This is a genomic window from Bacillus alkalicellulosilyticus, from assembly GCF_002019795.1.
Classification (GTDB): domain Bacteria; phylum Bacillota; class Bacilli; order Bacillales; family Bacillaceae_F; genus Bacillus_AO; species Bacillus_AO alkalicellulosilyticum.
In genome coordinates this window covers 3,812,449-3,838,245 of sequence record NZ_KV917381.1, presented here as the reverse complement: position 1 = coordinate 3,838,245, position 25,797 = coordinate 3,812,449, and the positions used below count along the sequence as shown (strand labels likewise).

The window sequence follows — 25,797 nt, the reverse complement described above, 5'->3', positions numbered from 1 at the left end:
ATAGAGGAGATTCTATTTATATAAGAAACTTTATGGTAACTCAAAGAAATACGGCTTTGCCATACTTCTCAAGAAAGGGGATATATTATGCTTAAGTTGGGAGAGGTATCCTCTTCCACATGGTTAGTTCGTAAACAATTGGATTGGCTAGGTGGATTGCATTTTGTTATCGAGATAAAGGAAATGCCTGGTTGTATTAGTTATGGGGTAACCTATAAAGAAGCAAAGCTTCATTTGAATGAGGCAATCGCATGTTGGAAAAAGAAACATCCTACTTTTATAGACATAGACACATCCAATCGAAACGTCATTGTTTCGATTGAACCACCAATGTCGGAGGAAGAATTCGAGTACATGAACATAATCATTAAACAATGGAGTGAATAAAAAAGGAATGAAAAAGTTAAAAAGCAAACTTTAATAATTTGGCAATGGCGCACTCGTTGCGAGCCTGCTAAAAAAGGCACTTAGCAGGCTGAAAAAAGCAACGGTTCCGCACATTGCTAAAAAGGAATGAAAAAGTTAAAAAGCAAACTTTAATAATTTGGCAATGGCTGCACTCGTTGCGAGCCTGCTAAAAAAGGCACTTAGCAGGCTGAAAAAAGCAACGGTTCCGCACATTGCTAAAAAGGAATGAAAAAGTTAAAAAGCAAACTTTTTCATTCCTTTTTATTATGGGAAGACGATTGTTTTGTTTCCGTATACGATGATTTTATCGTCAGCATGCCATGAAACAGCTCGAGCAAGAGTAATTCTTTCGATGTTTCGACCAGCTACCCTTAATTGGTCAGTGGCATATCGGTGGTTAACACGTAACACGTCTTGCTCAATAATAGGACCTTCATCTAAATCATCTGTTACATAATGAGAAGTTGCACCAATTAGCTTAACCCCACGGTCAAATGCTTTTGCATAAGGGTTGGCACCAATAAATGCAGGTAAGAATGAATGATGAATATTAATGATACGATTAGGAAACTGTGATACAAAATCAGCGGATAAAATTTGCATATAGCGTGCGAGCACAATAAAGTCAATATTATTACTATTTATTAATTGTATCGCTTTTTCTTCTGCTTCTTGTTTTGTTTGCTTCGTTACGGGAATATAATGAAAAGGGATACCATAGGATTCAACCGTTTTTTGTAAGTCTTGGTGATTGCTGATTACAAGTGGAATATCAACAGCAAGCTCATTCGAACTCCACTTCCAAAGGAGCTCCAGCAGACAATGATCTTCTCTTGATACAAATATAGCCATTTTCTTTTTTGTAGCAGCACTCTCTAGTTTCCAGTCGATGTTGTATTTTTCTGCAATAGTACCAAAAGCTTTTTTCAGGGTTTGAAAGCTTATATCAAAATCTTTTAAATAAAACTCTACCCTCATGTAAAACATGCCACCTTCAGGATCGGTGGAATATTGGTCCGATTGAATGATATTAGCACCATGTTCATATAAAAACGTTGAAATGGCAGCAACGATCCCTGGTTTGTCTGGACAGGATATTAATAATTTTGCTTTATTTTCTTGCTTTATCAACATAGAAATTTCCTCCATAAATAATGTCTACACAATCACAATATAATTACCCATTAGTTATAATAGACCATCCCCAATAAATTTGCAAAAGAAGTATGTAAATCAATTAAATTAATTAAATACTAATGAGGAGGGCTATACGATGAGCGAGTCTCCAGTTTATTCAGCAACAATTGAAGAGTTAGATACTGTAAAAGTAGTGCTAGCTGCCACAAAGATAAAAGGTCCTCAAGAAGTAAGGTTAAAAACGGGAGGAATAGAAATCTTAATTCGCACTATCGAACAGGAAACGAATGATGAAAAGCAGACTCTTATACTGCGGTTGTTTGAACCAATTGATTTAAGTAAATCCTATCACGTTTCGATTGCCGAGCATGAGGAGTTTCCAGTACAGGTTGGGGCGGTCGTTCGCACTATTGAATTTGACGAGTTATTTTTTTATCCAAAAGACGATTTAGGGTTAACGTGGTCAAAAGAAAAATCAGTTTTTAAGGTGTGGGCTCCAACTGCAACAGATGTTAGAGTGGTTGTTTATTTACATTGGAGCGATGAAAAAGGAAAAGAAATCCCGATGATTCGAGGAGATAAAGGGGTATGGTCTCTCACTTTACATGGAGATTATGAAGGGAATTATTATACATTTCAAGTATGTACAAATGGGCATTGGAACGAAGCGGTTGATCCTTACGCAAAAGCGGTATCGATAAATGGAGAAAAGGGAGCAATCATCTCCAATGTTGAACTGGATTTAAAACAAACAGAAATGAATCTAAGTCACTTGTCGCCCAGTGAAATCATCATTTATGAAGCTCACATTAGAGATTTTACGATCCACAAACACAGTGGTGCTGAATTCAAAGGGAAATTTAAAGGAATGATGGAAAGAGATACAAGAGGAAAAAAAGGTTCTTCAACAGGTCTTGACTATCTTCAAGAACTAGGAATTACTCATGTTGAACTGTTGCCTGTAAATGATTTTGGTAGTGTAGATGAAGAAGAGTCAGAATCACAATACAACTGGGGGTATGACCCAGTCCATTATTTTTCAGTAGAAGGCAGTTATGCAACGACTCCATATGAACCAAAGGTAAGAATTCGAGAATTAAAAGAACTGATACGCTCTTTGCATGAAGGTAACCTCAGAGTAATCATTGATGTCGTTTATAACCATGTTTACATTTGGGAGCTTTCAAACTTTGAGAAAATCGTTCCAGGATATTATTTTCGCTATGAGGAAAATGGGGATTTGGCGAATGGAACGGGTGTAGGAAATGATATAGCTTCAGAACGAAAAATGGTCAGAAAGTTTATTGTAGATTGTGTAGTGTATTGGGTAACAGAATACGATATAGATGGGTTTCGTTTTGACTTAATGGGAAATCTCGATATTGAAACAATGAAAGCTGTTACAGAAAGAATATCAAATATAAATAAAAATTGTTTTATTTTAGGAGAAGGTTGGGATTTATCGACCCCTTTACAACGTCAAGACAAAGCAATTATAGACAACGCGCAACAACTACCGGAAGTTGGATTTTTTAATGACCGTTTCCGAGATGCATTAAAGGGGAGTTCATTTAATGTGGAAGAAAAAGGTTTTGTGAATGGAAACAAAGAGACAGAACATCTAATAAAACAAGGGTTGCTTGGTTTTGTAGATGGTGATATTAGTCTCTTTAACAGTCCTGTTCAATCCATTAATTATATAGAATGTCATGATAACTATACGTTGTGGGATAAGTTAATGAATTCCAATCCAGATGAAGAAGAGGGAATTAAACAAAGGATGCATCGATTAGGAACCGCAATTATATTAACTTCTCAGGGTATTCCTTTTCTTCATGCGGGTCAAGAGTTTTATAGAACAAAAGAAGGTGTTGAAAATAGTTATTGTTCTCCTGATTCAATAAATCAGATAGATTGGGACCGAAAAGAATTACATTTATCTTATGTGAATTATGTAAAAGGTCTAATCAAACTTAGAAAGGACCATCCAGGTTTCCGACTCCCTTCAGCACATCTCATTCAAAAGCATTGCAGTTTTTTTGAAACCCCACCACATGTCATTGGCTATAAGATAGGCGATCTCCAAGGGATTGACGATTGGGAGAATATTATAGCAATTTACAATGGAAGTTGGTCAAATGTAGAAATCTCGCTTCCAAAAGGTGGAGTTTGGAATATAGTCGTTGACGATGAAACGGTTAGTCTGATACCATTAAATAAAATAACTGAAGATAAAGTATGGGTAAAGCCATTAACAACTATGATAATGTATCAATAAGGCAGAGTCTTTTTATATGACTCTGCTTCTCTTTCTTATTGTTAAAAAAGGAAATTTCCATAGGATTAGCAACAGGAATACGATATACTTAATAGTAGGAAGAAATTCTTACACATTTAATGAAATTGAGGGTGAGATTGGTGAGATTGGACCTAGGAGAAGGATGGCAGGTTTCCCCTGCTGGCGGTGCTACTGGTGAAGCGTATATTGCTCAACACGAAAATCAAAAATTATTTATAAAACGCAACTCTTCACCCTTTTTAGCCGTGCTTTCTGCTGAAGGGATTGTTCCAAAACTACTTTGGACAAAACGTTTGGAGAATGGTGATGTAATTACAGCACAACGGTGGGTTTGTGGGAAGGAATTAACTTCCTTTGAAATGAACCATCCTCGTGTAGCTAGATTACTTGGGAAAATTCACCGTTCTACTGAGTTGCTTCATATGTTCAAGCGGATTGGCAATGAACCAATTACACCACAATCCATTATAGAAGATATAAAGAGAAGTCTTGCAGAAATTCATAGTCAAGATGATGTATTAGAGGAAGCATTAATCTATTTGTACCGTCAAAAAGACGAAGTGAATCATGAGGAACTTGTTGTTTGCCACTGTGATGTTAATCATAACAATTGGATAATGAGTGATGAGGACGATTTATTTTTAATTGATTGGGATGGTGCAACCGTTGCTGACCCTGCTCTCGATTTAGGCTTATTACTATATTTATATATTCCAGAGAACGAATGGGAATCATGGTTGGCTGATTATGGAGTCACACTAACAGAGAATCTCCATAAACGAATGCATTGGTATGTTATCTCACAATTGGTGCTTGAAATTTTATGGTATAGTAAAAAGGGTAAATATCCAGAAGTTATTCGATGGAAAAATTATCTTAAGGAATTAGTAGCTATCTAATAAAAAGCCTTAATTATGGTGGCAATGGCTCCATTCGTAGCAGGCTTTAAAAAAATTCAACGGTTACGCACATTGCTAAGAGGGCACTGTAAAAAGTTTAAAACCTAACTTTTTCAGTGCCCTCCCCTTTTGTATGGCTTTTTTAGTAAAAAATGATCTCTTAGAGTATGTACATGAAAGAATTGTACCTTCTACATAGTCTATAATTCGTGTTATTTCCTAGGGAATTACATAAACAATTGTCGTTATTGTGTCTTATATTGTTCTATTGTCTGAAGCCATTGTTCGACATCTGTATCTGAAAAGCCGCTGTTATTTCCATAATGGTGCTGTTGAATGGCCATAAAAGTTTGTTCCAATTGTGTGTTGCTTAAGGCAGACTCGTTTAGTAGAGAGGAAAGTAGTCGAGAAATCTGGTCGTACTCATCCGTTGTCATTTGATGTTGTTCCATTTGATTTTTTAAAATATCAGTAAGTAAGCTTAATTTATGTTCTTGGTTAATAGGCAAAACAAACACATCCTTTCTAAATGTTAGGATGTGTTTGTTTTATAAAAATATCCTTAAATTTCTCGTCCTTTTCGTTGTTCATAATCAATCGTTACAGCTTCACTGCGCATTAAGCGTTCTAGTTCTTCAATCCAACGTTTAATGTTAAGGTCATTCAATTTAATATGTTCCTTATAGGAGTGACTGTTCGCTGCAGTTGAAACATAGGATTTAATTTCTTGTAAGGTTCCTTTGAAATTTGGGTCAATTTCCTCCATGGTTACTACTTTTTCAATCTCATCCTTTAGTATAGAGAATTGGTCACTGCTACTATCAACGGCCTCTAGTTGAGCTTTTAGAATCAAGATGATTTTTTCTGTATCAACAAATTTTTTCACGGTACCATCCTCCTCCGTAAAGCGGCTATAAAACATTTACCCGCTTTTGGACAAGGTTAATCATTAACTTTATTATTGTTGTATGTTGATAGTAAAATGAGGTACATCATCAATTTTTAATAATACGATCTCTTTTTGTATATTCTTTTCTTGAAAGAGACGTAATAGCGCTTTTTGTTGTCCTTTATTTGTAGAGAGGTTATACTTTTTTATGCAGTTATCTATTTCGTGAACATAAATAAACAACATTGGTAATGTGGTATGTAATTGTTGTTTTATAGATGAGAACATGTCGCTATTGATATATTTCAAATATAATAAACGGCTTACAATAAAAATAAAACGTTCATCATTATATACATTATCATCAAAGGAAAGGGACTGTTTATTCGCAATCAGGTCTTTGAAAAATTGTTGTTCGCGTTCTTCAATGCGGTACCCGTGTTTATTAAGGTGTTTACTAATAGAAATACTTTTAATCACGTGCTGAAAATCGTCCACGAAAACTTGAATAGATTCAGGTGTACTGGAACGATAAGTGAAATGGAAAAACTCGTTGGCTGAAAACCTAGTAATTTTGACGAGTTCATGGGCAATCGAAATATCTAGTATTTCGTTTGTATACTCTACTAAATCCTTAGTGCCAAGGATAAGCAGAACTTTATCACGGTCAAACAAAACATCAGTAACTTCGCCATATTGGGGGCCGTGAGGATGTAAGTCTCCATGTATAACAAATAACGTATTATTCATGTGGGTTTGAGCAGCTAAAAAGAGGTCATAGGTTTTTTCAGATACAAATTGCTCTAAACTTTCACCATGTTCGTTTATATAGTAGGGAATCGTATAACTGTAAACAAATTGTGGTTGGTTTAACATGGGTTCACATCCTTTCTCTATCATTTTATTAGATTTATATTCATCATGCAAAAATCAGTACAAAATCAAAATCGAGGACTGTACACTAATGAAGAGTAATTCGGGCTAATTCATTTTGTTTATGTATGTTTCTATTCAAACGTAGAAACCTATATCTAACGTTACTGCATCATTTGTGTTATGATATTGTGATAAAACAGAGCAAATGTCTAAGGAAGTGAGCAAGATGAGATTACGTAATAAACCATGGGCGAAGGATGAGATTCGTAACAATCCTTCGATTGTCATTCCTGATCCGAAGGAAGGTAAGGGAAAGTGGAAGGAACTATTTGGAAACGAAAACCCTATACATGTCGAAGTAGGAACTGGAAAAGGACAGTTTATAACTAAGATGGCTGAGCAAAATCCAGATATAAATTATATTGGTGTGGAGCGCTATGATAGTGTTATTCTTACCGCACTTGAACGTATTTCGCAATCGAAACGAAATAATGTGAAATTATTAAATGAAGATGTTACCGAACTACTTTCTTTTTTTGAAAATAATGAAGTGTCTAGAGTATATATTAATTTTACTGACCCATGGCCTAAGAAACGACATGAAAAACGTCGATTAACGTACAAAGATTTTTTAGAAAAGTATCAATCGATCATGAAAGAAAAGGGAGAAGTACATTTAAAAACTGACAATCAAGCGTTATTTGAATATTCCTTACATAGCTTTTCTTTATATGGAATGGTCCTTCAAAATGTAAGTCTAAACTTACACCAAAGTGATTTCGAAGGAAATGTTATGACGGAATATGAAGAAAAGTTCTCACAAAAAGGTATGCCGATTTACAGATGTGAAGCCGTTTATAGGTAATTGCCATTTAGATTACTAGGAGTTATGTGAAAAGGGGTGTACCTAATACCTTTCTACGAGGCCACTGAAAAAGTACAAACCAACTTTTTCAATGCCTTTGATTATGGTTGCAATGGCTCCACTCGTTGCCCGCCTGCTACGAGAAACCCACTCGTAGCAGGCTTTAAAAATATGCAACGGTTACGCACATTGCCCTCCCTTTCTATATGACTCCTTTTTCTTATGGATAAATCATATATAATATAAAAGATAAAAGACAAGTAAAAAAGGGGTGAGGCGAGTGGAGCAGTTGCAACTGAATGGGTGGACGTTAACTTGGCTACGTGGTGGAGTAACGTATTTGGATGGTGGCGCAATGTTTGGAGTCGTCCCTAAAGCCTTATGGCATAAAAAATATCCAGCGAATGATAAAAATCAAATTGAGTTACGTTGTGACCCTATTTTACTACAAACGGGAACTCAAAATATCTTAATTGATGCTGGTCTAGGTAATGGGAGATATACGGAAAAGCAACTCCGGAATTATGGAATTTCAGAACAATCCTATATTGAAGATGATTTACATTCAATTGGGTTAACAACAAAAGATATAGATATTGTCCTGATGACTCATATGCATTTTGACCATGTAGGTGGACTAGCAAAAGTAATAGATGGAAATCTTGTGCCTACCTTTGAACATGCTGACATAGTTGTGAATGAAATTGAATGGAATGAAATGAAGAATCCAAATATCCGGTCAAAAAACACATATTGGGAACAAAATTGGAAACCAATAGAGGAAAAAGTCACTACCTTTAAGGGTGAACATGAAGTGATGCCAGGGGTGAAAATGATACACACAGGCGGACACAGTGCTGGTCACTCCATTGTCATGATAGAGAATGGCGAGCAAAAGATTATCCATATGGCAGATATCATGCCTACCCATGCGCACAATCATGTGTTGTGGGTATTGGCTTATGATGATTATCCTATGAAGTCGATAGAACAGAAACAAATTTGGATGGAAGGTGGCATGGCCCAAGAGGTGTGGTTTACTTTTTACCATGATGCTTGTTACCGCGCAGTTCAATGGGATACATCTAAACAAATGATAGATTCGGTAGTTAGAGAGAGAAAGTAACTGACAAACGGACAATAAATAATAAAAGCATTCTAAGGGTATTCTTGTACCTGTGGAAGTGCTTTTTTTTATTGTTTGTTTTGAGTGTTTTTAAAAGAATATGATTGATAATGAATAAAAATGATTGAAAATGACTGTTTTTATGATATACTACAATCAAACAGTAGTTGAGGTGGGTTTTATGCTAACATTTGAGCGTCAACAATTTATTCTTTCATTGTTAAAAGATAAACAGATTGTCAAAATTCAAGAACTAGTTGATCGAACAGAAGCATCTGAATCTACTATTCGTCGTGATTTAACAGAACTAGAACAACAAAATAAATTAAAGCGCATACATGGTGGTGCCTCGCTTTTATCAAAACGTCTTTCAGAGCCGACAATAGCTGAACGAGAGGTTCAAAACAAAGATGAAAAGAAAGCGATCGCAAAAAAAGCAGCAAGTATCGTAGAAGAAGGAGACTGTATTTTTCTTGATGCTGGTACTACCATTTCAGAAATGATTCCTTATCTAAAAGATAAAAATTGTGTCGTTGTCACTAATGGTGTTAATAATATTCCTTTGCTTCTAGACCATGGGATAGAGACCCATGTTATAGGAGGCACAGTGAAATCAGGAACAAGAGCTTTCGTAGGAAGAGGGGCCATTCAAGGGTTGGAAAACTTTCGTTTTGACAAGTCGTTCATTGGTACGAATGGAATTCATTTATCGTTAGGATTAACAACTCCAGACCCACAAGAAGCGCTTATAAAAGAAACGGCTATCTCCTATTCACAAAAAGCGTATATCGTAACCGACCATACAAAATTCGGGGAAACGTACTTTTCAAAATTTGCTTGTATTGAAGAGGTTACTTTTATTTTGAGTGATAAAGTAGAGGACAATGTTATCGAACAACTTAGAAAAAAAACAGAGGCAGAAGTGGTGAAGCTATGATTTATACAGTGACGATTAATCCATCTATTGACTATATCATCAAATCAAATGTATTCCTCGGGCAACTCAACCGTTCAGAGGAAGAAAGTAAGCAACCTGGTGGAAAAGGGATAAATGTATCGCGAGTCTTACACAGACTTGGGGTTTCTAGTATAGCCACTGGATTTATCGGTGGATTTACAGGAGCTTTTATAAAAAACTCACTTCAAAATGAAGGCGTGGAGATAAATTTCATTGAGGTAGCTGGAGACACACGGATTAATATTAAGATTAAAGGTGAGTTTGAAACTGAAATTAACGGTTCTAGTCCACTCATTCCTGAGGAAAGCATCGAGAGGTTACTTGAGAACCTTGAAGTCCTCACGCAAGAGGATATATTAGTTTTAGCAGGAAGTATTCCTTCATCCCTACCCAGTACGATCTATTCATCCTTAATTGAAGTAGCTAAAAGAAAAAACACGAAAATTGTCTTAGATACTAGTGGAAGTGCATTTAAAGATGCTTTAAAAGAGAATTTGTTTTTTATCAAACCAAACCATCATGAGCTGGGAGAATTATTTGGGGTTCAAATTGAAACAGTTGAGCAGGCGATTCCTTATGCGAAGCAGTTAGTCAACCAAGGTATTGATAATATAGTTGTCTCGTTTGCTGAAAAAGGAGCGCTTTTTGTAAATAAAAAACACACTTTTGTAGCAAACGTACCTAAGGGACAAGTGAAAAATTCAGTTGGTGCGGGCGATTCTGTAGTGGCGGGTTTTTTAGCAAATTATCTTCAAACGAAACATGTCAAAAGTGCTTTTCAATATGGCGTAGCGGCAGGAAGCGCTAGTGCATTTTCAGACGGATTTTGTTCAAAAGAAGAAGTGGAAGTACTTCAACAACAAATTTCAATAGTTGAACAATAAAGGAGGAACGTAAAATGAGAATTTCAGATTTGTTGAAAAAAGAGACAATGATTCTTAATGTAACTGCAATTTCAAAGGCGGGTGTCATTGATGAATTAGTTACTAAGCTGGACCGCGCAGGTAGATTGCATAATAGAGAGGAATTCAAAAAAGCGATTTTAGCAAGGGAAGCTCAAACAACTACAGGAATTGGTGAAGGGATTGCGATTCCTCACGCAAAGTCTGCAGCAGTTAAAACGCCAGCAATTGCTTTTGGCCGCTCAACAGCAGGTATAGATTATGAGGCGTTAGATAATAAGCCTAGTCATCTGTTTTTTATGATTGCTGCTAGTGAAGGTGCGAACAATGAGCATCTTGAAACACTTGCTCGTTTATCGACTTTACTGATTGATGAGGACTTCCGGAATTCTTTACTAGAGGCAAGAAACGAAGATGAAATTCTAGTAGCGATTGATAGAAAAGAAGCAGAAAAAGCGAAAGAAGAATCAACATCCTATCAAAGCGGAGGCACTCGTAAAAAGATTTTGGCAGTGACAGGTTGTCCTACGGGTATCGCTCATACGTATATGGCTGCAGACGCTCTTAAACAAAAAGCTCAAGAACTTGGAATCGATATTAAAGTAGAAACGAACGGTTCTGACGGTGTAAAAAATCAATTAACTGCCAAAGAAATTGAAGAAGCAGATGCGATTGTTGTTACTGCAGATACAAAGATTGATATGAACCGCTTTGCAGGGAAAAAAGTAATTAATACGGGTGTCACTGACGGGATTCGTAAACCAAAAGAATTACTTGAAAAAGCAAGCTCTGGCGATGTACCTATATATCATGGTGAAGATTCAAGTGAAAAGGGACCAAAGCAAGAGCGTCAGCGAACAGGCTTTTATAAACATTTAATGAATGGTGTTTCCAACATGCTACCGTTTGTTGTTGGTGGAGGGATTTTAATTGCGCTATCTTTTGTTTTTGGAATCCAAGCCTTTGACCCAGAACATGAAAGTTACCATCCGATTGCAGAGCTATTAATGACAATTGGGGGAGGCAATGCCTTTCACTTAATGATTCCTGTCTTAGCTGGGTTTATTGCGATGAGTATAGCGGATAGACCAGGTTTAGCTCCAGGTATGGTTGGTGGATTACTGGCTCTAACAGGTGGAGCTGGATTTTTAGGTGGAATTATTGCAGGGTTCTTAGCCGGTTATTTAGTTGTTTTATTACGTTATGTTTTCAAAGAACTTCCTCGTTCACTTGGTGGGATAAAAACGATACTAATCTTTCCTTTCTTCGGGATTTTAATAACAGGTGTAATTATGTCTGAGGTTGTCGTTGGACCTGTGAGTGCATTCAATATGATGCTTGAAAACTGGTTAGGTGGAATGACCACAGCAAACGCAGTGTTACTTGGAATTATCCTTGGAGGAATGATGGCTGTTGATATGGGTGGACCGATTAATAAAGCGGCATTTACGTTCGGAATCGCGATGATCGATGCTGGAAACTTTGGTCCACACGCTGCAATTATGGCTGGGGGTATGGTTCCTCCACTTGGAATTGCGTTAGCGACAACAATCTTTAGAAATAAGTTTACTCTACAAGAAAGAGAAGCAGGAAAAACAAATTATATTATGGGAGCCACTTTTATTACAGAAGGAGCAATCCCGTTTGCTGCGGCTGATCCAGGACGAGTCATTCCTTCAATTATTGTCGGTTCTGCAATAGCAGGGGCATTAACGATGATGTTTGGAATTGGACTGCCTGCCCCACATGGTGGAATATTTGTAGTGTGGATTGTACAAGGAAGCGTATTTTTATATTTACTTGCTATCATTATAGGATCAGTGGTAACAGCACTATTGTTAGGTTTTTTGAAAAAGAAAGTCGTGTAAAGGAAAAACTGCTGAGCATAGTGCTCAGCAGTTTTTTGAAAGAAAAGATGGTTGACGTTCAATGATGCGTTGTAAGCTTATTCACAGAAGGACAAGGGCTTCGCGCACTGCGCGTGTTTTACAAAAAAAGCACTTGTAAAACACTTTAAAAAAGGCAGTGGCTACGCTCCTTGTTTCTAAAAAAGGCGACTTTGTCGCTTTTCTTATTCCACTAGTTCTAGGATTGTTCCTGTTTTTGAGTCAACAACAAAATCATATTGAGTGTTTTCGTCGTTGTCCGTTGTGGTGATTCCACCACGGTAAACAGTATAGTCAATGTTTTCTTTTTCAAATGATTCAGGAATCATATGAATCCAAGCTCCAGTAATATTAACCTTATTCGCTAAGTTTTGTTTGACCATTTTTAACGCTCGTTCAGGTTGAATGTTGTTATCTGTAGTTCTATTTTTAAGAAACATGCCTGCAGCAATTCCGATGCCCAAACCGAGGACGAATCGTTTCATTCCCAAAATAATTCCACCTTTCATTACATTTCTATTTTCTAGTATACCCAATTCAGATTACATTTCAAAACCGTCCCCCTTTTTCATTTTGAAAAAGTTTGTTATGATAGGTAAGTTGTTGAGGGTTCGAAATTCCCTCCCCTCACAAAACAAAACTAGGGAGAGTGTGTAGAATGCAATATGAAATTCCAAAGAAAGTTGAAACATTTGGTGTAGATATTCAGAAACATGAACTTAAATATCATCATAAACGAATAGCTGTTACAAAGGAGTTTACCTTTGATGCAGCTCACCATTTACATTGTTATGACGGAAAGTGTAAGAGTCTTCATGGCCATACGTACAAACTCGTCGTTACAATGAGTGGGTTTGTTAACGACATTGGTATATCTGTTGATTTTTCTGATATTAAACGGATGTTTAATGATGTTATAAAAGATAAGTTGGACCATAGGTACTTAAATGATGTACTACCAAACATGAACACAACCGCTGAAAATATGATTGTTTGGATTTGGGAGCAGCTTGACGAAAAGCTCGTAGCTGAAGGATTAAAAGCGATTGGAACAAGGCTCGAAGAACTAGTATTATATGAAACTCCAACTAGCTACGCATCGATTAAGCGGGAATGGATGGAAGCGGATGAGTAGTTGGGACATTTCTAATAAGGAAGAGTATTTACAATGGGAACTCCCAATGGTTGAGATTTTTGAGACCGTTGAAGGAGAGGGGAGTGCGGCAGGGTATCCGACTGTTTTTGTCCGCGTTTTCCATTGCAATTTGCGTTGCACTTGGTGTGATACGTCATATAGTTATGCTCCAGCGAAGCCAGAGTTTCATGCGACGATTGAACAAATAATCGAGCGTGTGAAACAATATAAAAGTAAGCGTATTTGTTTTACAGGGGGAGAGCCACTTATACATGGTAAGAAGTCAGCTGCTTTACTTATGGCTTTAACTGAACTAGAACATATTTCAGATATCCATGTAGAAACGAACGGAGCCATAAACCTGCAACCATTTGAAGAGATTAGGCAAAAAGATAATGGCTGGCAAGATAAGGTACGCTTTATATTAGATTATAAGCTTCCAGGCTCGGCTGAAGAACAAAAAATGATAATGGACAACTTCATTTACTTATACGATGGTGATGAGATAAAGTTTGTCATTGCAGATGATGTTGATTTTGAACGAGCGGTAGAAGTGGTCGAGACGTTTGTGCAAAAAGGTCAAGTGTTGTTTAGCCCTGTCTGGGAAACGATGCCTCCTGAAAAACTGGTTCAAAAAGTAATCGCTCTAGGTTTGGCAGACGTCAAAGTAAGTTTACAGCTTCATAAAATCATTTGGGATCCAGATAAAAGGGGGGTCTAGTCGTGAGAAAAGCAGTGATTGTATTAAGTGGGGGACTTGATAGCACGACTTGCATGGGAATCGCTAAAGAAAAAGGATATGAACTTTATCCAATTACCTTTCATTATGGACAAAAGCATAACATTGAAGTTCAGCAAGCCCAAAAAGTAAGCCAGTTTTATAATACGAAAGACCATAGAATTGTTGATATTGGATTTCTTCAGCAAATTGGTGGAAGTGCATTAACAGATTCTAGCATACCTGTCCCAACTGACATGGAATATGAAGCTGATTCGATTCCATCCACATATGTACCTGCTCGTAATATGATTTTCTTAGCATTGGCGAGTGCATATGCAGAAGTGATAGGAGCAGAAGCGATTTACATTGGTGTTTCAGCGGTGGATTATAGTGGTTATCCAGATTGCCGTCCGGAATTTATTACTAGTATGACAGAAACGGTTAACCTAGCCACGAAACAGGGCGTAACCGGGGGAAGTCTCTCTATTGAAACGCCTCTTATTCACTTAACAAAGAAAGAAACAATAGAAGAAGGACTTCGACTGCAGGTGCCGTATCACCTAACGACCTCCTGTTATAATGGAGGCGAAACCGCTTGTGGAAAATGCGATAGTTGTTTGCTGAGAATTAAAGGATTTAAAGAAGCAAACGGAAAAGATCCAATTGCATATGAAATTAAGGTTAATTGGTAAACAAACATAAGGAATGCAAGAGGGTGGGACAAAAGGATGTAATAAACCTTTTGTCCCACCCTCTTAGCAATGAGCGGAACCGCCACCTTCTTTTAAAGCAAGTTGTAAGTGGTTTTTCTTACAACTTGCTTTGTGGCGAGTGAAGCCAGTGCAGATGTTTTAGCTAGTGTCCCTCTTTTTATCTATATCAACCCTTATTCTATTAAATACAACCCTGTCCCGTTGAGATTAAAATCGATACAAGTGGAAAATTACTGATGCCTTCTGTAAAATGAAAAGAAATAAGGTGCGGGAAAGGAGTCACTCATGAATCAGGATACACTACAGCTTTTTAAGACATTAACAGAACTTTCAGGTGCGCCAGGTTTTGAACACGATGTTCGTCGTTTTGTAAAAGGAGAGCTTTCTAAGTATACAGATGAAATCATTCAAGATCGCCTAGGAAGTATCTTTGGTGTGAAACGTGGAAGTGAACAGGGCCCTAAAGTCATGGTAGCAGGCCATATGGATGAAGTTGGTTTTGTTTTAACTTCAATAACGGATAGAGGGCTATTGCGTTTTCAGACCTTGGGCGGTTGGTGGAGTCAAGTGCTACTAGCGCAACGGGTTCATGTGATTACTGAAAATGGTCCAGTAATAGGAGTGATAGGTTCAACACCACCTCATTTGTTACAAGAGGCACAGCGAAATAAACCGATGAGCTTAAAAAATATGTACATTGATATAGGAGCTGACGATAAGGACGATGCGATTGCTTTAGGAATTAAGCCAGGACAACAAATTGTTCCGATTTGTCCTTTCACTCCTATGGCCAATAAAAAGAAAATTTTAGCGAAGGCTTGGGACAATCGCTACGGGGTGGGGTTAGCGATTGAATTGTTAAAGGAACTTGAGGGCAAGGAAAATCCAAATGTATTATATTCAGGAGCCACTGTACAAGAAGAGGTTGGTTTACGTGGAGCGCAAACAGCGGCGAATATGATACAGCCAGATATTTTCTATGCACTTGATGCTAGTCCAGCAAATGATGCAACTGGTGGAAAAGATGCATTTGGTCATCTTGGAAAAGGAGCATTGTTACGGATTTTTGACCGTACGATGATTACGCACCGGGGAATGCGTGAATTCATACTTGATACGGCAGAATCTAACCAAATTCCTTACCAATTTTTTATTTCGCAAGGAGGCACTGACGCAGGCCGAGTTCATGTCTCTGGTCAGGGAGTTCCGTCAGCGGTGATCGGTATTTGCTCAAGGTATATTCATACATCAGCTTCTATTATTCATATTGATGACTATGCAGCAGCTAAGGAACTACTTGTAAAATTGATTATGGAAACAGATAAGAATACAGTAGACCTTATAAATAAAGGTGTTTAAATAACGGAATGGAAGCAGAGGATGGGACAAAAGGTAAAAAAAACTTTTGTCCCATCCTCATTACACTTTTAAAAGATGGTGGCGGTTCCGCTCATGGCTTAGAGTTTTATAAAAAACCACCTTTTGTTCAACTCTTATTCAATGGTTTTCGACAATTTTAGAGTTGGCTCTTGTCAATGGAAAGCCTTTCAAGGTATGATGAATTGAAAGTAAAACCAAGACGTAAGGGGAGCTACCTGTGTTTATTAAAAGAAATTATATTTTTTTATTCTTATTGTTTCTAACATTAACTTCTGGGTGCCAAGCTACAACGGATGAATTATTAGAGGCTTCTACAATAGCATTTTCTGATAGTTTTACTGCTACTTATCCTGAACCAAATGTCGAAGCAGAGCAGGTTTCTTACTATACGTCTGAGGCAGTGGGCGTTAGAGATGAGACGGAATACAATTTAATTCTTGAAAAAGATGAGCAATTATTTCTTTTGTTTTTTAATCCTGTAGAAGAGTTAGACAGTACGTTAAACCTGCAAAGGGATATGGAAGCTGAACAAGAACCTTTACTTCTTGAGACATATGAAGGAACGGAAAAACAAGCATATTTAATCATTAGTGAAGAAAACGAGGATGAATTTAAAGTAATTGCGGGTATTGGTGGAGCAAAAGTGTCAACAATAACGGTAAACAGTAACTTAGAGGAAAGTGTTACCGTTATGATGGAGGTTCTTCATAGCCTTTCCTATAATTGAGGTATATCTCACCTAGGAGGCAGTAGTTATGATGGAATTTTTAAAGAAAAAAGGGATTGAACTTTCTTTACGTACTTATTTTATTACCGCATTAAGCTATATGGCATTAGGCCTATTTTCTTCATTAATTATTGGATTAATTATCCGGACGATAGGACAGCAATTAGCCAGAACGCCTATTGACTTCATTGGGTTACCGCTTGAAGACATGGGGACATTAGCCATGGGACTTATGGGGCCAGCTATAGGGGTAGCCGTTGCTTACGGCTTAAAAGCCCCTCGCCTCGTCTTATTTTCGGCGATTGTAAGTGGTGCTGCCGGAGCTCAATTAGGAGGACCAGCTGGGGCTTTTGTGAGTGCTGTAATTTCAACTGAAATCGGAAAGTTAGTATCAAAAGAAACGAAGGTCGATATTATTGTAACTCCTTTTGTTACAATTGCATCGGGCTATTTTGTTGCGTCTTATATTGGCCCAGGTATACAATCAATGATGACTTATTTCGGTTCTTTGGTCATGTGGGCGACGGAACAACAACCTTTGTTAATGGGAATGTTAGTGGCCACCTTAATGGGATTGGCACTGACAGCACCGATATCAAGTGCGGCCATTGCGATTATGCTAGAATTAAGTGGTGTTGCAGCAGGAGCAGCTACTGTTGGCTGTGCAGCTCAAATGATCGGTTTTGCAACGAGTAGCTACCGGGAAAATGGCTTATCTGGATTTGTTGCCCTTGGAATCGGGACGTCGATGCTTCAAGTGCCGAATATCGTAAAAAATCCACTGATATTAATTCCGCCCACGGTAGCCGGGATTATATTAGCTCCTCTTGCCACTGTTGTTTTTCAAATGACTAATAACCCTGCCGGAGCCGGTATGGGGACGAGTGGATTTGTCGGTCAAATTATGACATTTACAGATATGGGATTTTCAATGAATGTTCTATTAGTTGTAGTTCTTCTTCACTTTATTGGCCCAGTCATTATAAGTTTGGCTGTATCAGAATGGTTGCGAAAAAAGAATTGGATTAAACCAGGTGATATGAAAATTGAACAGTAGGAGAGTGTAGTATGAAACCGATAGAAACAAAAGAAGCGTATTCACATGGAATTTCAAAAGGCGCTTCAGTCGTGCTATTTTCAGCTGACTGGTGTCCAGATTGTCGAATTATCGAACCGGTTTTACCAGAGATTGAGCAAAAATATTCAAATGTTACTTTCCTCTATGCGGACCGTGACCAACTCATTGACCTATGCCAGGAATTAGATGTCTTTGGAATTCCAAGTTTTATTTTTTATAATGATGGAGTAGAAATCAAACGCTTTGTTAGTCGTGATAGAAAAACGAAAGAGGAGATTGAAGCATTTATAGCGGATGCAATCTCTCAGATATCGTAATGCACAGGGTGTTTTAAAAGGAAAAAGAAACCTTTTAAAGCACCCCCTTTCTGTATTTGGGGAGATGAGTGTTACAATAATAACAATATCGTTTTTGGAGGGAATTGTAATGAAAGTAACCGAGTTAAAGCAATTACTGACTGAGAAGTTTGAACAGGCAGATCGAAACATTGTCTACAATAGAGAAGAACAAAAGCTTAGAATAGAAAATAAACTGACGAAGAAAGGCGTAACTCTATCATTAAGTCCCTTGGTAGCAAAGTATGCACAAAAAAAAGAAAAGGCGTTAGAGGAAGCTATTCAATATGTTGAAAAAGCGCTGGCTGCGATGAATGAAACGATTCGTATTGAGGGAAATGAAAAATCAATATTCCCTGTGATCCGATCAACTTCGTTTCCGGAAGAAACAAAGGATGGGAAAAAGTTATTATTTGACGAGCATACGAGTGAAACACGAATTTATTATTCGATTGATATCGGTGATTCCTATGTGTTACTTGATCAAAGTATCGTTGAGGCCAGTCCGCTCAAGAAAGAAGACATTAAAGAAATGGCCTTGTTTAACCTTCGTGCGCTCCCTTATACATTAAAGCAGGATACTGTAGCAGGCAATGCATTTTATTTTCTAAATAGCAAAGACGGCTATGACGCCAGTCGAGTTTTAAATGAGGCGTTTTTAACGAAAATGACTAAAGAGATTTCTGGAAAAATGGCAGTCGCTACTCCTCATCAGGATGTCTTAATCATTGCAGATATTCAAAATGACACAGGATATGATGTACTTGCGCAAATGACGTTTCATTTTTTTAATGCGGGAAATATACCGATTACTCCGTTGCCGTTTCTTTATGATAATGGAGAGCTTGAACCTACGTTTATATTAGCGCAAAGAAAACCAAAACAGCCTTGATTCATCATTCAAAATATGTGGTACAATTAATTCAAATTCATAGTCTTTGCATTAAAGGTTCGTGTATGGACTACTTCATTTTGAAGTGAGTCTCGAACATTGAGATGTATTAAAGTAGGTGGTGAAATAATGGGATTTCAACATTGGATAAAAAAACAGATACAAGATTTATTTTCAAACAAGTCAACTCCTAATAATGATGAAGATATCATTAGAAAAGGAGATAAACTTATATTCCCTCCATCATCAACTGAGCCACCGAGAATCATTCATCATTATCCAAAGGGAGATTCCTTTCCACAGATAAAAGAAAAACGAGAGATTAAGGTGAAACCACGAAAACGAAGAATGGAACGGGAACAGAAAATAGAACCGAACAACACTGAGAAAAAACTCGAACAAAAACCAGTAAAAAAACGAGAACGGAAAACAGCTAGAAAAGTAGAAGAGAAGATAGAGGTAGAGCAAAAACAAAAATTCACGGGAGCATCATTTAAAGCTGGTGACATTCCTTCGCCAGTGTACGGTTTTAAAACAAGAGATAAAGACAAATTATACACACTAATCAATGCCAAAACAAAAGAGCCTGAACTTGAACAACCATATCCGCCTGAAGTAGAGGAGGTCATTCCTGAACCTTTTGATTTAATTTCCTCAGAAGAGCAGGAAGAAAACGATACTCAAACGGATGAAAACATGATTGCGTCATTTCTAGAGCAAATTGCTGTTGCGGAAGAAGTGACTGAACAACAAAAGGAAAAAGTCGATACGCCACCGATAAAGGTACATACTGAACGGAAAACCGAGCATACAAAAGGAACTATAAACAATCAAGCAAGAGCGTCTGAACCCTCTAAACGGGCTGTTCCTTTCAATGTAATGATGTTAGCTAAGGATAAGAAAAAGGTGAATGTTTCACAGAACGGTTATCAATTTCCGCCGATACATCTTTTAACGGTCCCACCAAGGATTGAAGAAGAAAAGACCGATTGGATTGACCAGCAAGCAAGGTTGTTAGAGTCGACATTAGATAACTTTAATGTGAAAGCAAAAGTCGTTCATGTCACAAAAGGTCCTTCGGTTACAAGGTTTGAAATACAACCAGCGCCTGGAGTAAAGGTAAGTAAAATTACGGGACTGCTTGATGATATAAAGTTAAGCTTAGCGGCCAAAGATATTCGGATGGAAGCACCGATACCTGGAAAAAATGCGATTGGAATTGAGATTCCGAATAAAATAAGTAAACCGGTCTTTTTACGTGAAATAATTCGGAGAAAAGAATTTCAACAACAAAGCTCGCCATTAACTGTTGGATTAGGCTTAGATATAGCTGGACAACCTGTAATCACAGACTTAAATAAAATGCCACATGGGCTTGTAGCAGGATCAACCGGGTCAGGGAAAAGTGTGTGCATTAACTCGATTCTTGTAAGCCTCCTGTATAAAGCAACGCCTGAACAGGTGAAGCTTCTTTTAATAGATCCAAAAATGGTCGAGTTGGCTCCTTATAACGAAGTACCTCACTTGATATCGCCAGTCATTACTGACGCAAAACAAGCGACGGCTGCTTTGAAATGGATTGTACTTGAGATGGAAAGACGCTATGAACTCTTCTCTCAGCGTGGTACAAGAGATATTTCTCGATATAATGATTTATATTCAGAAGGAAATGAACCAGCATTGCCGTATATTGTAGTTGTCATTGATGAACTTGCTGATTTGATGATGGTTGCTCCCCAGGATGTTGAAGATTCCATTTGTCGAATCGCTCAAAAAGCAAGAGCATGTGGAATTCATCTCCTGTTAGCAACCCAACGACCATCAGTTGATGTAATTACGGGGTTAATAAAAGCGAATGTACCAACGAGGATCGCGTTCTCTGTTTCATCACAAGTAGATTCACGTACGATTATTGATATGAGTGGGGCCGAACGTCTACTTGGAAAAGGTGATATGTTGTTTTATGAAAATGGAACATCCAAACCTGTAAGGGTTCAGGGTACGTTTGTTTCAGATGAGGAAATCGAAGAAGTAATCGCCTTTGTTAAAAAGCAACAAAAACCAAATTATATATTGGAGACAGAACAACTTCAAAAAGTACAAGACAGTTTTACTCAGGAAGATGAGTTATTTGAAGAAGCCTGTTATTTTGTGATTGAACAAGGAATAGCGTCTGCCTCTAGCCTACAGAGACGTTTTCGAATCGGCTATAATCGAGCAGCAAGATTAATAGACATGATGGAATCTCAAGGTATGATTTCAGAAGCAATGGGTAGTAAACCCCGAAATGTTCTTGTCTCATTATCAGAATTTGAAAATGAAGAAACATAACACACATTTCAACGAAGCAAATAGAACAGCGGGAAGAATATAACAACTTTCCGAGGGTAATCTAATAAAAGCATGCAATACGCGAAGCAAGGAGTTTAATGATGAAAGAAATTGAGTTAAAGATGCAAGGAAAAATAAAAAGACTTACAAACAAGACATTTAAATTTGATGAGCGTGTAAAAGAAGGATGGTTTTCAGCGGTTTATTTTTTGAAGACAAGAGAAATTGTCGAAAAGTTTCGTGCTGAAAATATTGTGACCATGCAGTTCTTCCAAAAAACAAATGCGATTTTATGTGGAACAGATGAGGTTATTGCATTAGTCAAAACATTTGCGAAAAACCCAGATAGCTTGGAAATTCATTCCTTAAAGGATGGCGACAAAATTGCTCCTTTTGAGACTGTCTTAACAATCACTGGGCCTTATCAGAATTTTGGTTATTTAGAAGGAATAATTGATGGAATCTTTGCAAGACGTACATCGGTGGCGACTAATGTGTATAACGTTGTAAAATCTGCTAGACGTTCAGGCATACAAAAACCAGTGATTTTTATGGGTGACCGTGATGACCATTTTACCCAACAAGCTGGAGACGGTTACGCCGCTTTCATTGGTGGTTCGCAAGCTCAGGCTACTCATGCGATGCATGAATGGTGGGGCAAAAAGGGGATGGGTACAATGCCTCATGCGTTAATTCAATTGTTTGAAGGTGATGTAGTTGCAGCAACACAGGCGTACAAAGAGACGTTTCCTGAAGATGAACTAATGGCATTAGTTGACTATAATAATGATGTAATCACCGATTCTCTTAAGGTAGCTAGAGAGTTTGGAGAAACACTAAAAGGTGTAAGAGTTGATACGTCACGTACCATGGTCGATAAGTATTTTTGTCGGAACATGGATGTATTAGGATCATTTGACCCTCGTGGAGCTAATCCTGAGCTTTTATTTGCTCTCAGGGAGGCTCTAGACAAGGAAGGCTTTACACATGTGAAGATTATTGCTACGGGAGGGTTCACTGCTGAGCGAATCGCAAAGTATGAGGATGCGGTAGTTCCTGTTGATATTTATGGAGTCGGAAGTAGTTTATTAAAAATTAATATTGGATTTACCGGTGATAACGTCAAATTAAACGGTAAAGAACAAGCGAAAGCAGGACGACGATATCATCCAAACCCACGTCTAGAGCTAGTAGAACATTAGAAGAGAAGAAAGTCATGCTACAGGAAAATAGCATGGCTTTTATTTCGCTTACACATACTTTTTCGTAGTCAATTGGCCACTTCCTACGAGTATCCAATTGCACCCATTTTTTGATGGTCTTTTCTGTTAGGTGTTACATATACTGACCATTGAAGGCTATTTTAGCTAAAGTCATTCATTAGTTTATTTGAAATTAATGGGTAAAGGAATAGTTTTTCTCTTCCGTTTTTTTCTGTTATAATAAGAAAATGTATGAAAAGTGATAGCTATAGATGTTATATGAAATCAACAATGTATGGAGGTCCAGTCAATGACTGTTTACCATTTTATCGGAATAAAAGGCTCTGGAATGAGTGCACTTGCTCAAATTTTACATGATATGAATGAAACGGTACAAGGTTCTGATGTGGATAAAACGTTTTTTACCCAAAAGCCGTTAGAAGAAAAGGGAATTCCAATCTTTACGTTTAACGAAGAAAACATAAAAGAGGGACAAACGATTATTTCTTCACCGGCCTATAAAGACCCACACGAAGAAATAGTGAAAGCGAAACAATTAGATATTCCAGTGAAACTGTATCCGCAGTTTCTTGGAGAATTTATTAAAAATTTTACGAGTGTCGCGGTTACGGGTTCACATGGAAAAACCTCAACGACCGGTTTATTATCACACGTCCTTGGCTCTGCCCATCCCACTTCATTCTTAATCGGTGACGGAACAGGAAAAGGCGAAGAGAATAGTCAATACTTTGTGTTTGAAGCTTGTGAGTATCGCCGCCATTTCTTAAATTACCAACCTGACTATTGCATTATGACAAATATTGATTTTGACCATCCCGATTATTTTAAAGATGTAGAGGATGTGTTCTCAGCATTTCAATCGATGGCGATGCAAGTAAATAAAGCAATTGTAGCTTGTGGAGATGATCAACATTTACAAGGGATTCATGCCAATGTACCAGTAGTATTTTATGGGTTTGGAGAACATAATGATTTCCAAGCAAGAAATGTCACAGTAACTCCAGAAGGAATGTCTTTTGATGTATATATCAGAAATACTAATTATGGATCATTTACGATACCAGGATTCGGAGACCATAATGTGTTAAATGCTCTTGCCGTTATTGCACTTTGTCATTATGAAAATGTAGATGTGATGGTATTAAAAGAGAGTTTAGCTACATTTAAAGGAGTAAAACGCAGATTTAGCGAGAAGCAAGTAGGTACGCAAATTTTGATTGATGATTATGCGCACCATCCTACTGAAATTTTTGCTACAATTCAAGCGACCAAACAGAAGTATCCAGAAAAGGAAGTTGTCGCTATTTTCCAACCGCATACCTTTACGCGCACAAAAACGTTTTTAAATGAATTTGCCGAAACCCTAAACCAAGCAGATAAAGTGTATTTATGTGATATTTTTGGTTCAGCTCGTGAATATGACGGGAATCTAAGTATTCAAGATTTACAATCGCTTATACCGGAGTCAGAACTGATTTCAGAAGCAGACATGAATAGGGTGGCTCAACATAAAAACGGAGTTCTTCTTTTTATGGGTGCAGGGGATATTCAAAAGTTCCAACAAGCGTATGAAAGTTCTATAAAATAAGTAGAAGGGGGTGTCCAATGGTATGACCTAGTGACACCCCCTTTCTTTTTAATATAAGAAATAATTGAGTAAGATGATCCGAGAAGAGCACTGGATTGCGTTTGTTTGACTTTTAGAAAGCCTAAACAAGCCCAGCAGGATAACTCAGGAAGAGCAAGGGCTTTGCACACTGCGCGTATTTTACAAGAAAGGCACTTGTAAAATACTTTAAAAAAGGCAATGGCTACGCTCCTTGGTTCTAAAAAAAGCGACTTGTCGCTTTTTTTATTTTAGGTTTTCAGGGTTTAAACTTTGTAATTGGTCTAATACAAACCGTCCATCTTTTCGGATTAAAACATCGTCGAAGTAAATCTCTCCACCGCCGTACTCAGGTCTTTGAATGAGCACGATATCCCAGTGAATCGCTGATTGATTGCCGTTTGAAGCATTTTCATAGCATTGTCCCGGTGTGAAATGGATACTACCGTCGATTTTTTCATCGAATAAAATGTCTTTCATCGGATGTTGGATAAATGGATTCACTCCAATTGCAAATTCCCCAATATAGCGCGCGCCTTCATCTGTGTTTAAAACATGATTAATTTTATCTTCATGGTTTGCTGTTGCTTCTATAATCTTTCCATCTTTAAAGGTAAAGCTTATTTGCTCATAGGTTGTTCCTTGATAAGGGGAGGGTGTATTGTAAGTGATTGTACCATTAACTGACTGTTTTACAGGGGCAGTAAACACCTCTCCATCAGGAATGTTGAACTCACCAGCACATTTAATAGCAGGTATATCCTTAATCGAGAAGGTAAGTTCTGTTCCTGGCCCTGTTATGCGGACCTTGTCAGTAGTGTTCATTAGATTTACTAACGCGTCCATAGCTTTATCCATCTTACTATAGTCTAGGTTACATACATTAAAGTAGAAGTCTTCAAATCCCTCAGTACTCATGTTAGCTAATTGCGCCATAGATGATGTAGGGTAACGGAGTACACACCATTTAGTATTCGGAACTCGAATTTCACGGTGCACTTTTGTACCCACCGTTTTACTATGTAATGTCATCTTTTCATCAGGAACATCGGATAACTCAGAAATATTATCTCCTGCACGGATGGCAATATAGGCATCCATTTCTTTCATGCGATTGGCTTCAAACTTAGCAGTTAGGTTTAACTGTTCTTCTGATCCGTTTAATAATAAGGCACGTTCAACTTGATGATCTTTTAAAGTAACAAAAGGAACTCCGCCGACCTTAGTGGCTTCATGAACGAGAGCTGTCACTAATTCCCGTTGCAAGCCAAAATTCTCAATCAAAATCTTCTCTCCTCGTTGGAGTCGTATCGAATGGTGGATTAAATTAAAGGCCAATGTTTCAATTCTATGATCCTTCATAAAAAAACCTCCCAATAAGTGTCTTTTCTATTGTAAATGTCGTTGAAAT

At 37.6% G+C, this 25,797-nt stretch carries 25 protein-coding genes; 19 read left to right on the top strand and 6 right to left on the bottom strand.

Features of this window, described 5'->3' with window-relative positions:
- The first annotated feature begins 87 nt into the window (after positions 1–87).
- Entirely contained in the window at positions 88–387 is a 300-nt protein-coding gene (locus tag BK585_RS24305; RefSeq protein ID WP_078555549.1) for a type II toxin-antitoxin system HicB family antitoxin, read from the top strand.
- A 285-nt stretch (positions 388–672) separates the two neighbouring features.
- Here BK585_RS24305 and purU read toward each other — a convergent pair whose 3' ends face one another.
- Positions 673–1,542, bottom strand: coding sequence for a formyltetrahydrofolate deformylase (gene purU / locus BK585_RS19205; RefSeq protein WP_078555548.1), 870 nt, complete (start codon positions 1,540–1,542; stop codon positions 673–675).
- Between the two features lie 139 nt (positions 1,543–1,681).
- Here purU and pulA point away from each other — a divergent pair, with 139 nt between their 5' ends.
- Positions 1,682–3,823: a type I pullulanase gene (gene pulA, locus BK585_RS19200; protein WP_078555547.1), complete on the top strand. Its 2,142-nt coding sequence runs from the start codon at positions 1,682–1,684 to the stop codon at positions 3,821–3,823.
- A 140-nt stretch (positions 3,824–3,963) separates the two neighbouring features.
- A complete protein-coding gene (locus BK585_RS19195; RefSeq protein ID WP_245805868.1) occupies positions 3,964–4,743 on the top strand; it encodes a phosphotransferase family protein in 780 nt (259 codons plus the stop codon).
- Between the two features lie 245 nt (positions 4,744–4,988).
- On the opposite strand, the gene BK585_RS19190 is transcribed toward BK585_RS19195, so the two are convergent.
- The 3 genes from BK585_RS19190 to BK585_RS19180 form a co-directional block, all read right to left on the bottom strand.
- The gene (locus tag BK585_RS19190) at positions 4,989–5,252 is read right to left on the bottom strand and encodes a YtzH-like family protein (protein ID WP_170885649.1); all 264 of its coding nucleotides are present in this window, start codon (positions 5,250–5,252) and stop codon (positions 4,989–4,991) included.
- Positions 5,253–5,305: 53 nt separating this feature from the next.
- Positions 5,306–5,629, bottom strand: a complete 324-nt coding sequence (locus BK585_RS19185) for a YtzH-like family protein (RefSeq protein ID WP_078555544.1) — start codon at positions 5,627–5,629, stop codon at positions 5,306–5,308.
- A gap of 72 nt (positions 5,630–5,701) precedes the next feature.
- The gene (locus BK585_RS19180; RefSeq protein WP_078555543.1) at positions 5,702–6,508 is read right to left on the bottom strand and encodes a hypothetical protein; all 807 of its coding nucleotides are present in this window, start codon (positions 6,506–6,508) and stop codon (positions 5,702–5,704) included.
- Between the two features lie 226 nt (positions 6,509–6,734).
- Between BK585_RS19180 and trmB the strand changes: the two genes are divergently transcribed.
- The 5 genes from trmB (at position 6,735) to BK585_RS19155 (ending at position 12,227) form a co-directional block, all read left to right on the top strand.
- The gene (gene trmB, locus BK585_RS19175) at positions 6,735–7,373 is read left to right on the top strand and encodes a tRNA (guanosine(46)-N7)-methyltransferase TrmB (RefSeq protein WP_078555542.1); all 639 of its coding nucleotides are present in this window, start codon (positions 6,735–6,737) and stop codon (positions 7,371–7,373) included.
- Between the two features lie 280 nt (positions 7,374–7,653).
- Positions 7,654–8,499: a YtnP family quorum-quenching lactonase gene (locus BK585_RS19170; protein ID WP_078555541.1), complete on the top strand. Its 846-nt coding sequence runs from the start codon at positions 7,654–7,656 to the stop codon at positions 8,497–8,499.
- 181 nt (positions 8,500–8,680) lie between these two features.
- Positions 8,681–9,436 carry a DeoR/GlpR family DNA-binding transcription regulator gene (locus tag BK585_RS19165; RefSeq protein ID WP_078555540.1) on the top strand — a complete coding sequence of 252 codons (756 nt, stop codon included), beginning with the start codon at positions 8,681–8,683 and terminating at the stop codon, positions 9,434–9,436.
- Entirely contained in the window at positions 9,433–10,341 is a 909-nt protein-coding gene (gene pfkB, locus BK585_RS19160) for a 1-phosphofructokinase (protein WP_078555539.1), read from the top strand. Before BK585_RS19165 ends, pfkB begins: the two co-directional genes overlap by 4 nt.
- Before the next feature lie 14 nt (positions 10,342–10,355).
- Positions 10,356–12,227 (top strand): PTS fructose transporter subunit IIABC, encoded by a 1,872-nt coding sequence (locus BK585_RS19155; RefSeq protein WP_078555538.1) that lies wholly within the window; start codon positions 10,356–10,358, stop codon positions 12,225–12,227.
- A gap of 203 nt (positions 12,228–12,430) precedes the next feature.
- Here the strand turns inward: BK585_RS19155 and BK585_RS19150 are convergent, their stop codons facing one another.
- Complete coding sequence (locus tag BK585_RS19150; protein WP_419095550.1) at positions 12,431–12,736, bottom strand: PepSY domain-containing protein; 306 nt, start codon at positions 12,734–12,736, stop codon at positions 12,431–12,433.
- A 167-nt stretch (positions 12,737–12,903) separates the two neighbouring features.
- Here BK585_RS19150 and queD point away from each other — a divergent pair, with 167 nt between their 5' ends.
- The 11 genes from queD to murC all read left to right on the top strand — a co-directional run bounded on the left by queD (position 12,904) and on the right by murC (position 24,368).
- Entirely contained in the window at positions 12,904–13,380 is a 477-nt protein-coding gene (gene queD, locus BK585_RS19145; protein WP_078555537.1) for a 6-carboxytetrahydropterin synthase QueD, read from the top strand.
- A complete protein-coding gene (locus tag BK585_RS19140; RefSeq protein WP_078555536.1) occupies positions 13,373–14,101 on the top strand; it encodes a 7-carboxy-7-deazaguanine synthase QueE in 729 nt (242 codons plus the stop codon). The genes queD and BK585_RS19140 overlap by 8 nt, the downstream gene beginning before the upstream one ends.
- A gap of 2 nt (positions 14,102–14,103) precedes the next feature.
- Complete coding sequence (gene queC / locus BK585_RS19135) at positions 14,104–14,793, top strand: 7-cyano-7-deazaguanine synthase QueC (RefSeq protein ID WP_078555535.1); 690 nt, start codon at positions 14,104–14,106, stop codon at positions 14,791–14,793.
- A 306-nt stretch (positions 14,794–15,099) separates the two neighbouring features.
- Complete coding sequence (locus BK585_RS19130; RefSeq protein ID WP_078555534.1) at positions 15,100–16,173, top strand: M42 family metallopeptidase; 1,074 nt, start codon at positions 15,100–15,102, stop codon at positions 16,171–16,173.
- 238 nt (positions 16,174–16,411) lie between these two features.
- Positions 16,412–16,921: a hypothetical protein gene (locus BK585_RS19125; protein ID WP_078555533.1), complete on the top strand. Its 510-nt coding sequence runs from the start codon at positions 16,412–16,414 to the stop codon at positions 16,919–16,921.
- A 28-nt stretch (positions 16,922–16,949) separates the two neighbouring features.
- Complete coding sequence (locus tag BK585_RS19120; RefSeq protein ID WP_078555532.1) at positions 16,950–17,978, top strand: PTS sugar transporter subunit IIC; 1,029 nt, start codon at positions 16,950–16,952, stop codon at positions 17,976–17,978.
- A gap of 11 nt (positions 17,979–17,989) precedes the next feature.
- Complete coding sequence (locus BK585_RS19115) at positions 17,990–18,316, top strand: thioredoxin family protein (protein WP_078555531.1); 327 nt, start codon at positions 17,990–17,992, stop codon at positions 18,314–18,316.
- 109 nt (positions 18,317–18,425) lie between these two features.
- Entirely contained in the window at positions 18,426–19,226 is an 801-nt protein-coding gene (locus BK585_RS19110) for a DUF1444 domain-containing protein (protein WP_078556914.1), read from the top strand.
- Between the two features lie 129 nt (positions 19,227–19,355).
- Positions 19,356–21,557, top strand: coding sequence for a DNA translocase FtsK (locus BK585_RS19105; protein ID WP_078555530.1), 2,202 nt, complete (start codon positions 19,356–19,358; stop codon positions 21,555–21,557).
- 101 nt (positions 21,558–21,658) lie between these two features.
- Positions 21,659–22,759, top strand: a complete 1,101-nt coding sequence (locus tag BK585_RS19100; protein ID WP_078555529.1) for a nicotinate phosphoribosyltransferase — start codon at positions 21,659–21,661, stop codon at positions 22,757–22,759.
- A 310-nt stretch (positions 22,760–23,069) separates the two neighbouring features.
- Positions 23,070–24,368: a UDP-N-acetylmuramate--L-alanine ligase gene (gene murC, locus BK585_RS19095; RefSeq protein WP_078555528.1), complete on the top strand. Its 1,299-nt coding sequence runs from the start codon at positions 23,070–23,072 to the stop codon at positions 24,366–24,368.
- 264 nt (positions 24,369–24,632) lie between these two features.
- Here murC and BK585_RS19090 read toward each other — a convergent pair whose 3' ends face one another.
- A complete protein-coding gene (locus BK585_RS19090) occupies positions 24,633–25,748 on the bottom strand; it encodes an aminopeptidase (RefSeq protein ID WP_078555527.1) in 1,116 nt (371 codons plus the stop codon).
- Positions 25,749–25,797 lie beyond the last annotated feature (49 nt).

Bases quoted from the DNA above. Each gene is read 5' to 3' on its own strand.
- BK585_RS24305 (WP_078555549.1), top strand. From the start codon at position 88: ATGCTTAAGTTGGGAGAGGTATCCTCTTCCACATGGTTAGTTCGTAAA.
- purU (WP_078555548.1), bottom strand. From the start codon at position 1,542: ATGTTGATAAAGCAAGAAAATAAAGCAAAATTATTAATATCCTGTCCA.
- pulA (WP_078555547.1), top strand. From the start codon at position 1,682: ATGAGCGAGTCTCCAGTTTATTCAGCAACAATTGAAGAGTTAGATACT.
- BK585_RS19180 (WP_078555543.1), bottom strand. From the start codon at position 6,508: ATGTTAAACCAACCACAATTTGTTTACAGTTATACGATTCCCTACTAT.
- trmB (WP_078555542.1), top strand. From the start codon at position 6,735: ATGAGATTACGTAATAAACCATGGGCGAAGGATGAGATTCGTAACAAT.
- BK585_RS19165 (WP_078555540.1), top strand. From the start codon at position 8,681: ATGCTAACATTTGAGCGTCAACAATTTATTCTTTCATTGTTAAAAGAT.
- pfkB (WP_078555539.1), top strand. From the start codon at position 9,433: ATGATTTATACAGTGACGATTAATCCATCTATTGACTATATCATCAAA.
- BK585_RS19155 (WP_078555538.1), top strand. From the start codon at position 10,356: ATGAGAATTTCAGATTTGTTGAAAAAAGAGACAATGATTCTTAATGTA.
- queD (WP_078555537.1), top strand. From the start codon at position 12,904: ATGCAATATGAAATTCCAAAGAAAGTTGAAACATTTGGTGTAGATATT.
- BK585_RS19140 (WP_078555536.1), top strand. From the start codon at position 13,373: ATGAGTAGTTGGGACATTTCTAATAAGGAAGAGTATTTACAATGGGAA.
- BK585_RS19130 (WP_078555534.1), top strand. From the start codon at position 15,100: ATGAATCAGGATACACTACAGCTTTTTAAGACATTAACAGAACTTTCA.
- BK585_RS19120 (WP_078555532.1), top strand. From the start codon at position 16,950: ATGATGGAATTTTTAAAGAAAAAAGGGATTGAACTTTCTTTACGTACT.
- BK585_RS19115 (WP_078555531.1), top strand. From the start codon at position 17,990: ATGAAACCGATAGAAACAAAAGAAGCGTATTCACATGGAATTTCAAAA.
- BK585_RS19110 (WP_078556914.1), top strand. From the start codon at position 18,426: ATGAAAGTAACCGAGTTAAAGCAATTACTGACTGAGAAGTTTGAACAG.
- BK585_RS19105 (WP_078555530.1), top strand. From the start codon at position 19,356: ATGGGATTTCAACATTGGATAAAAAAACAGATACAAGATTTATTTTCA.
- BK585_RS19100 (WP_078555529.1), top strand. From the start codon at position 21,659: ATGAAAGAAATTGAGTTAAAGATGCAAGGAAAAATAAAAAGACTTACA.
- murC (WP_078555528.1), top strand. From the start codon at position 23,070: ATGACTGTTTACCATTTTATCGGAATAAAAGGCTCTGGAATGAGTGCA.
- BK585_RS19090 (WP_078555527.1), bottom strand. From the start codon at position 25,748: ATGAAGGATCATAGAATTGAAACATTGGCCTTTAATTTAATCCACCAT.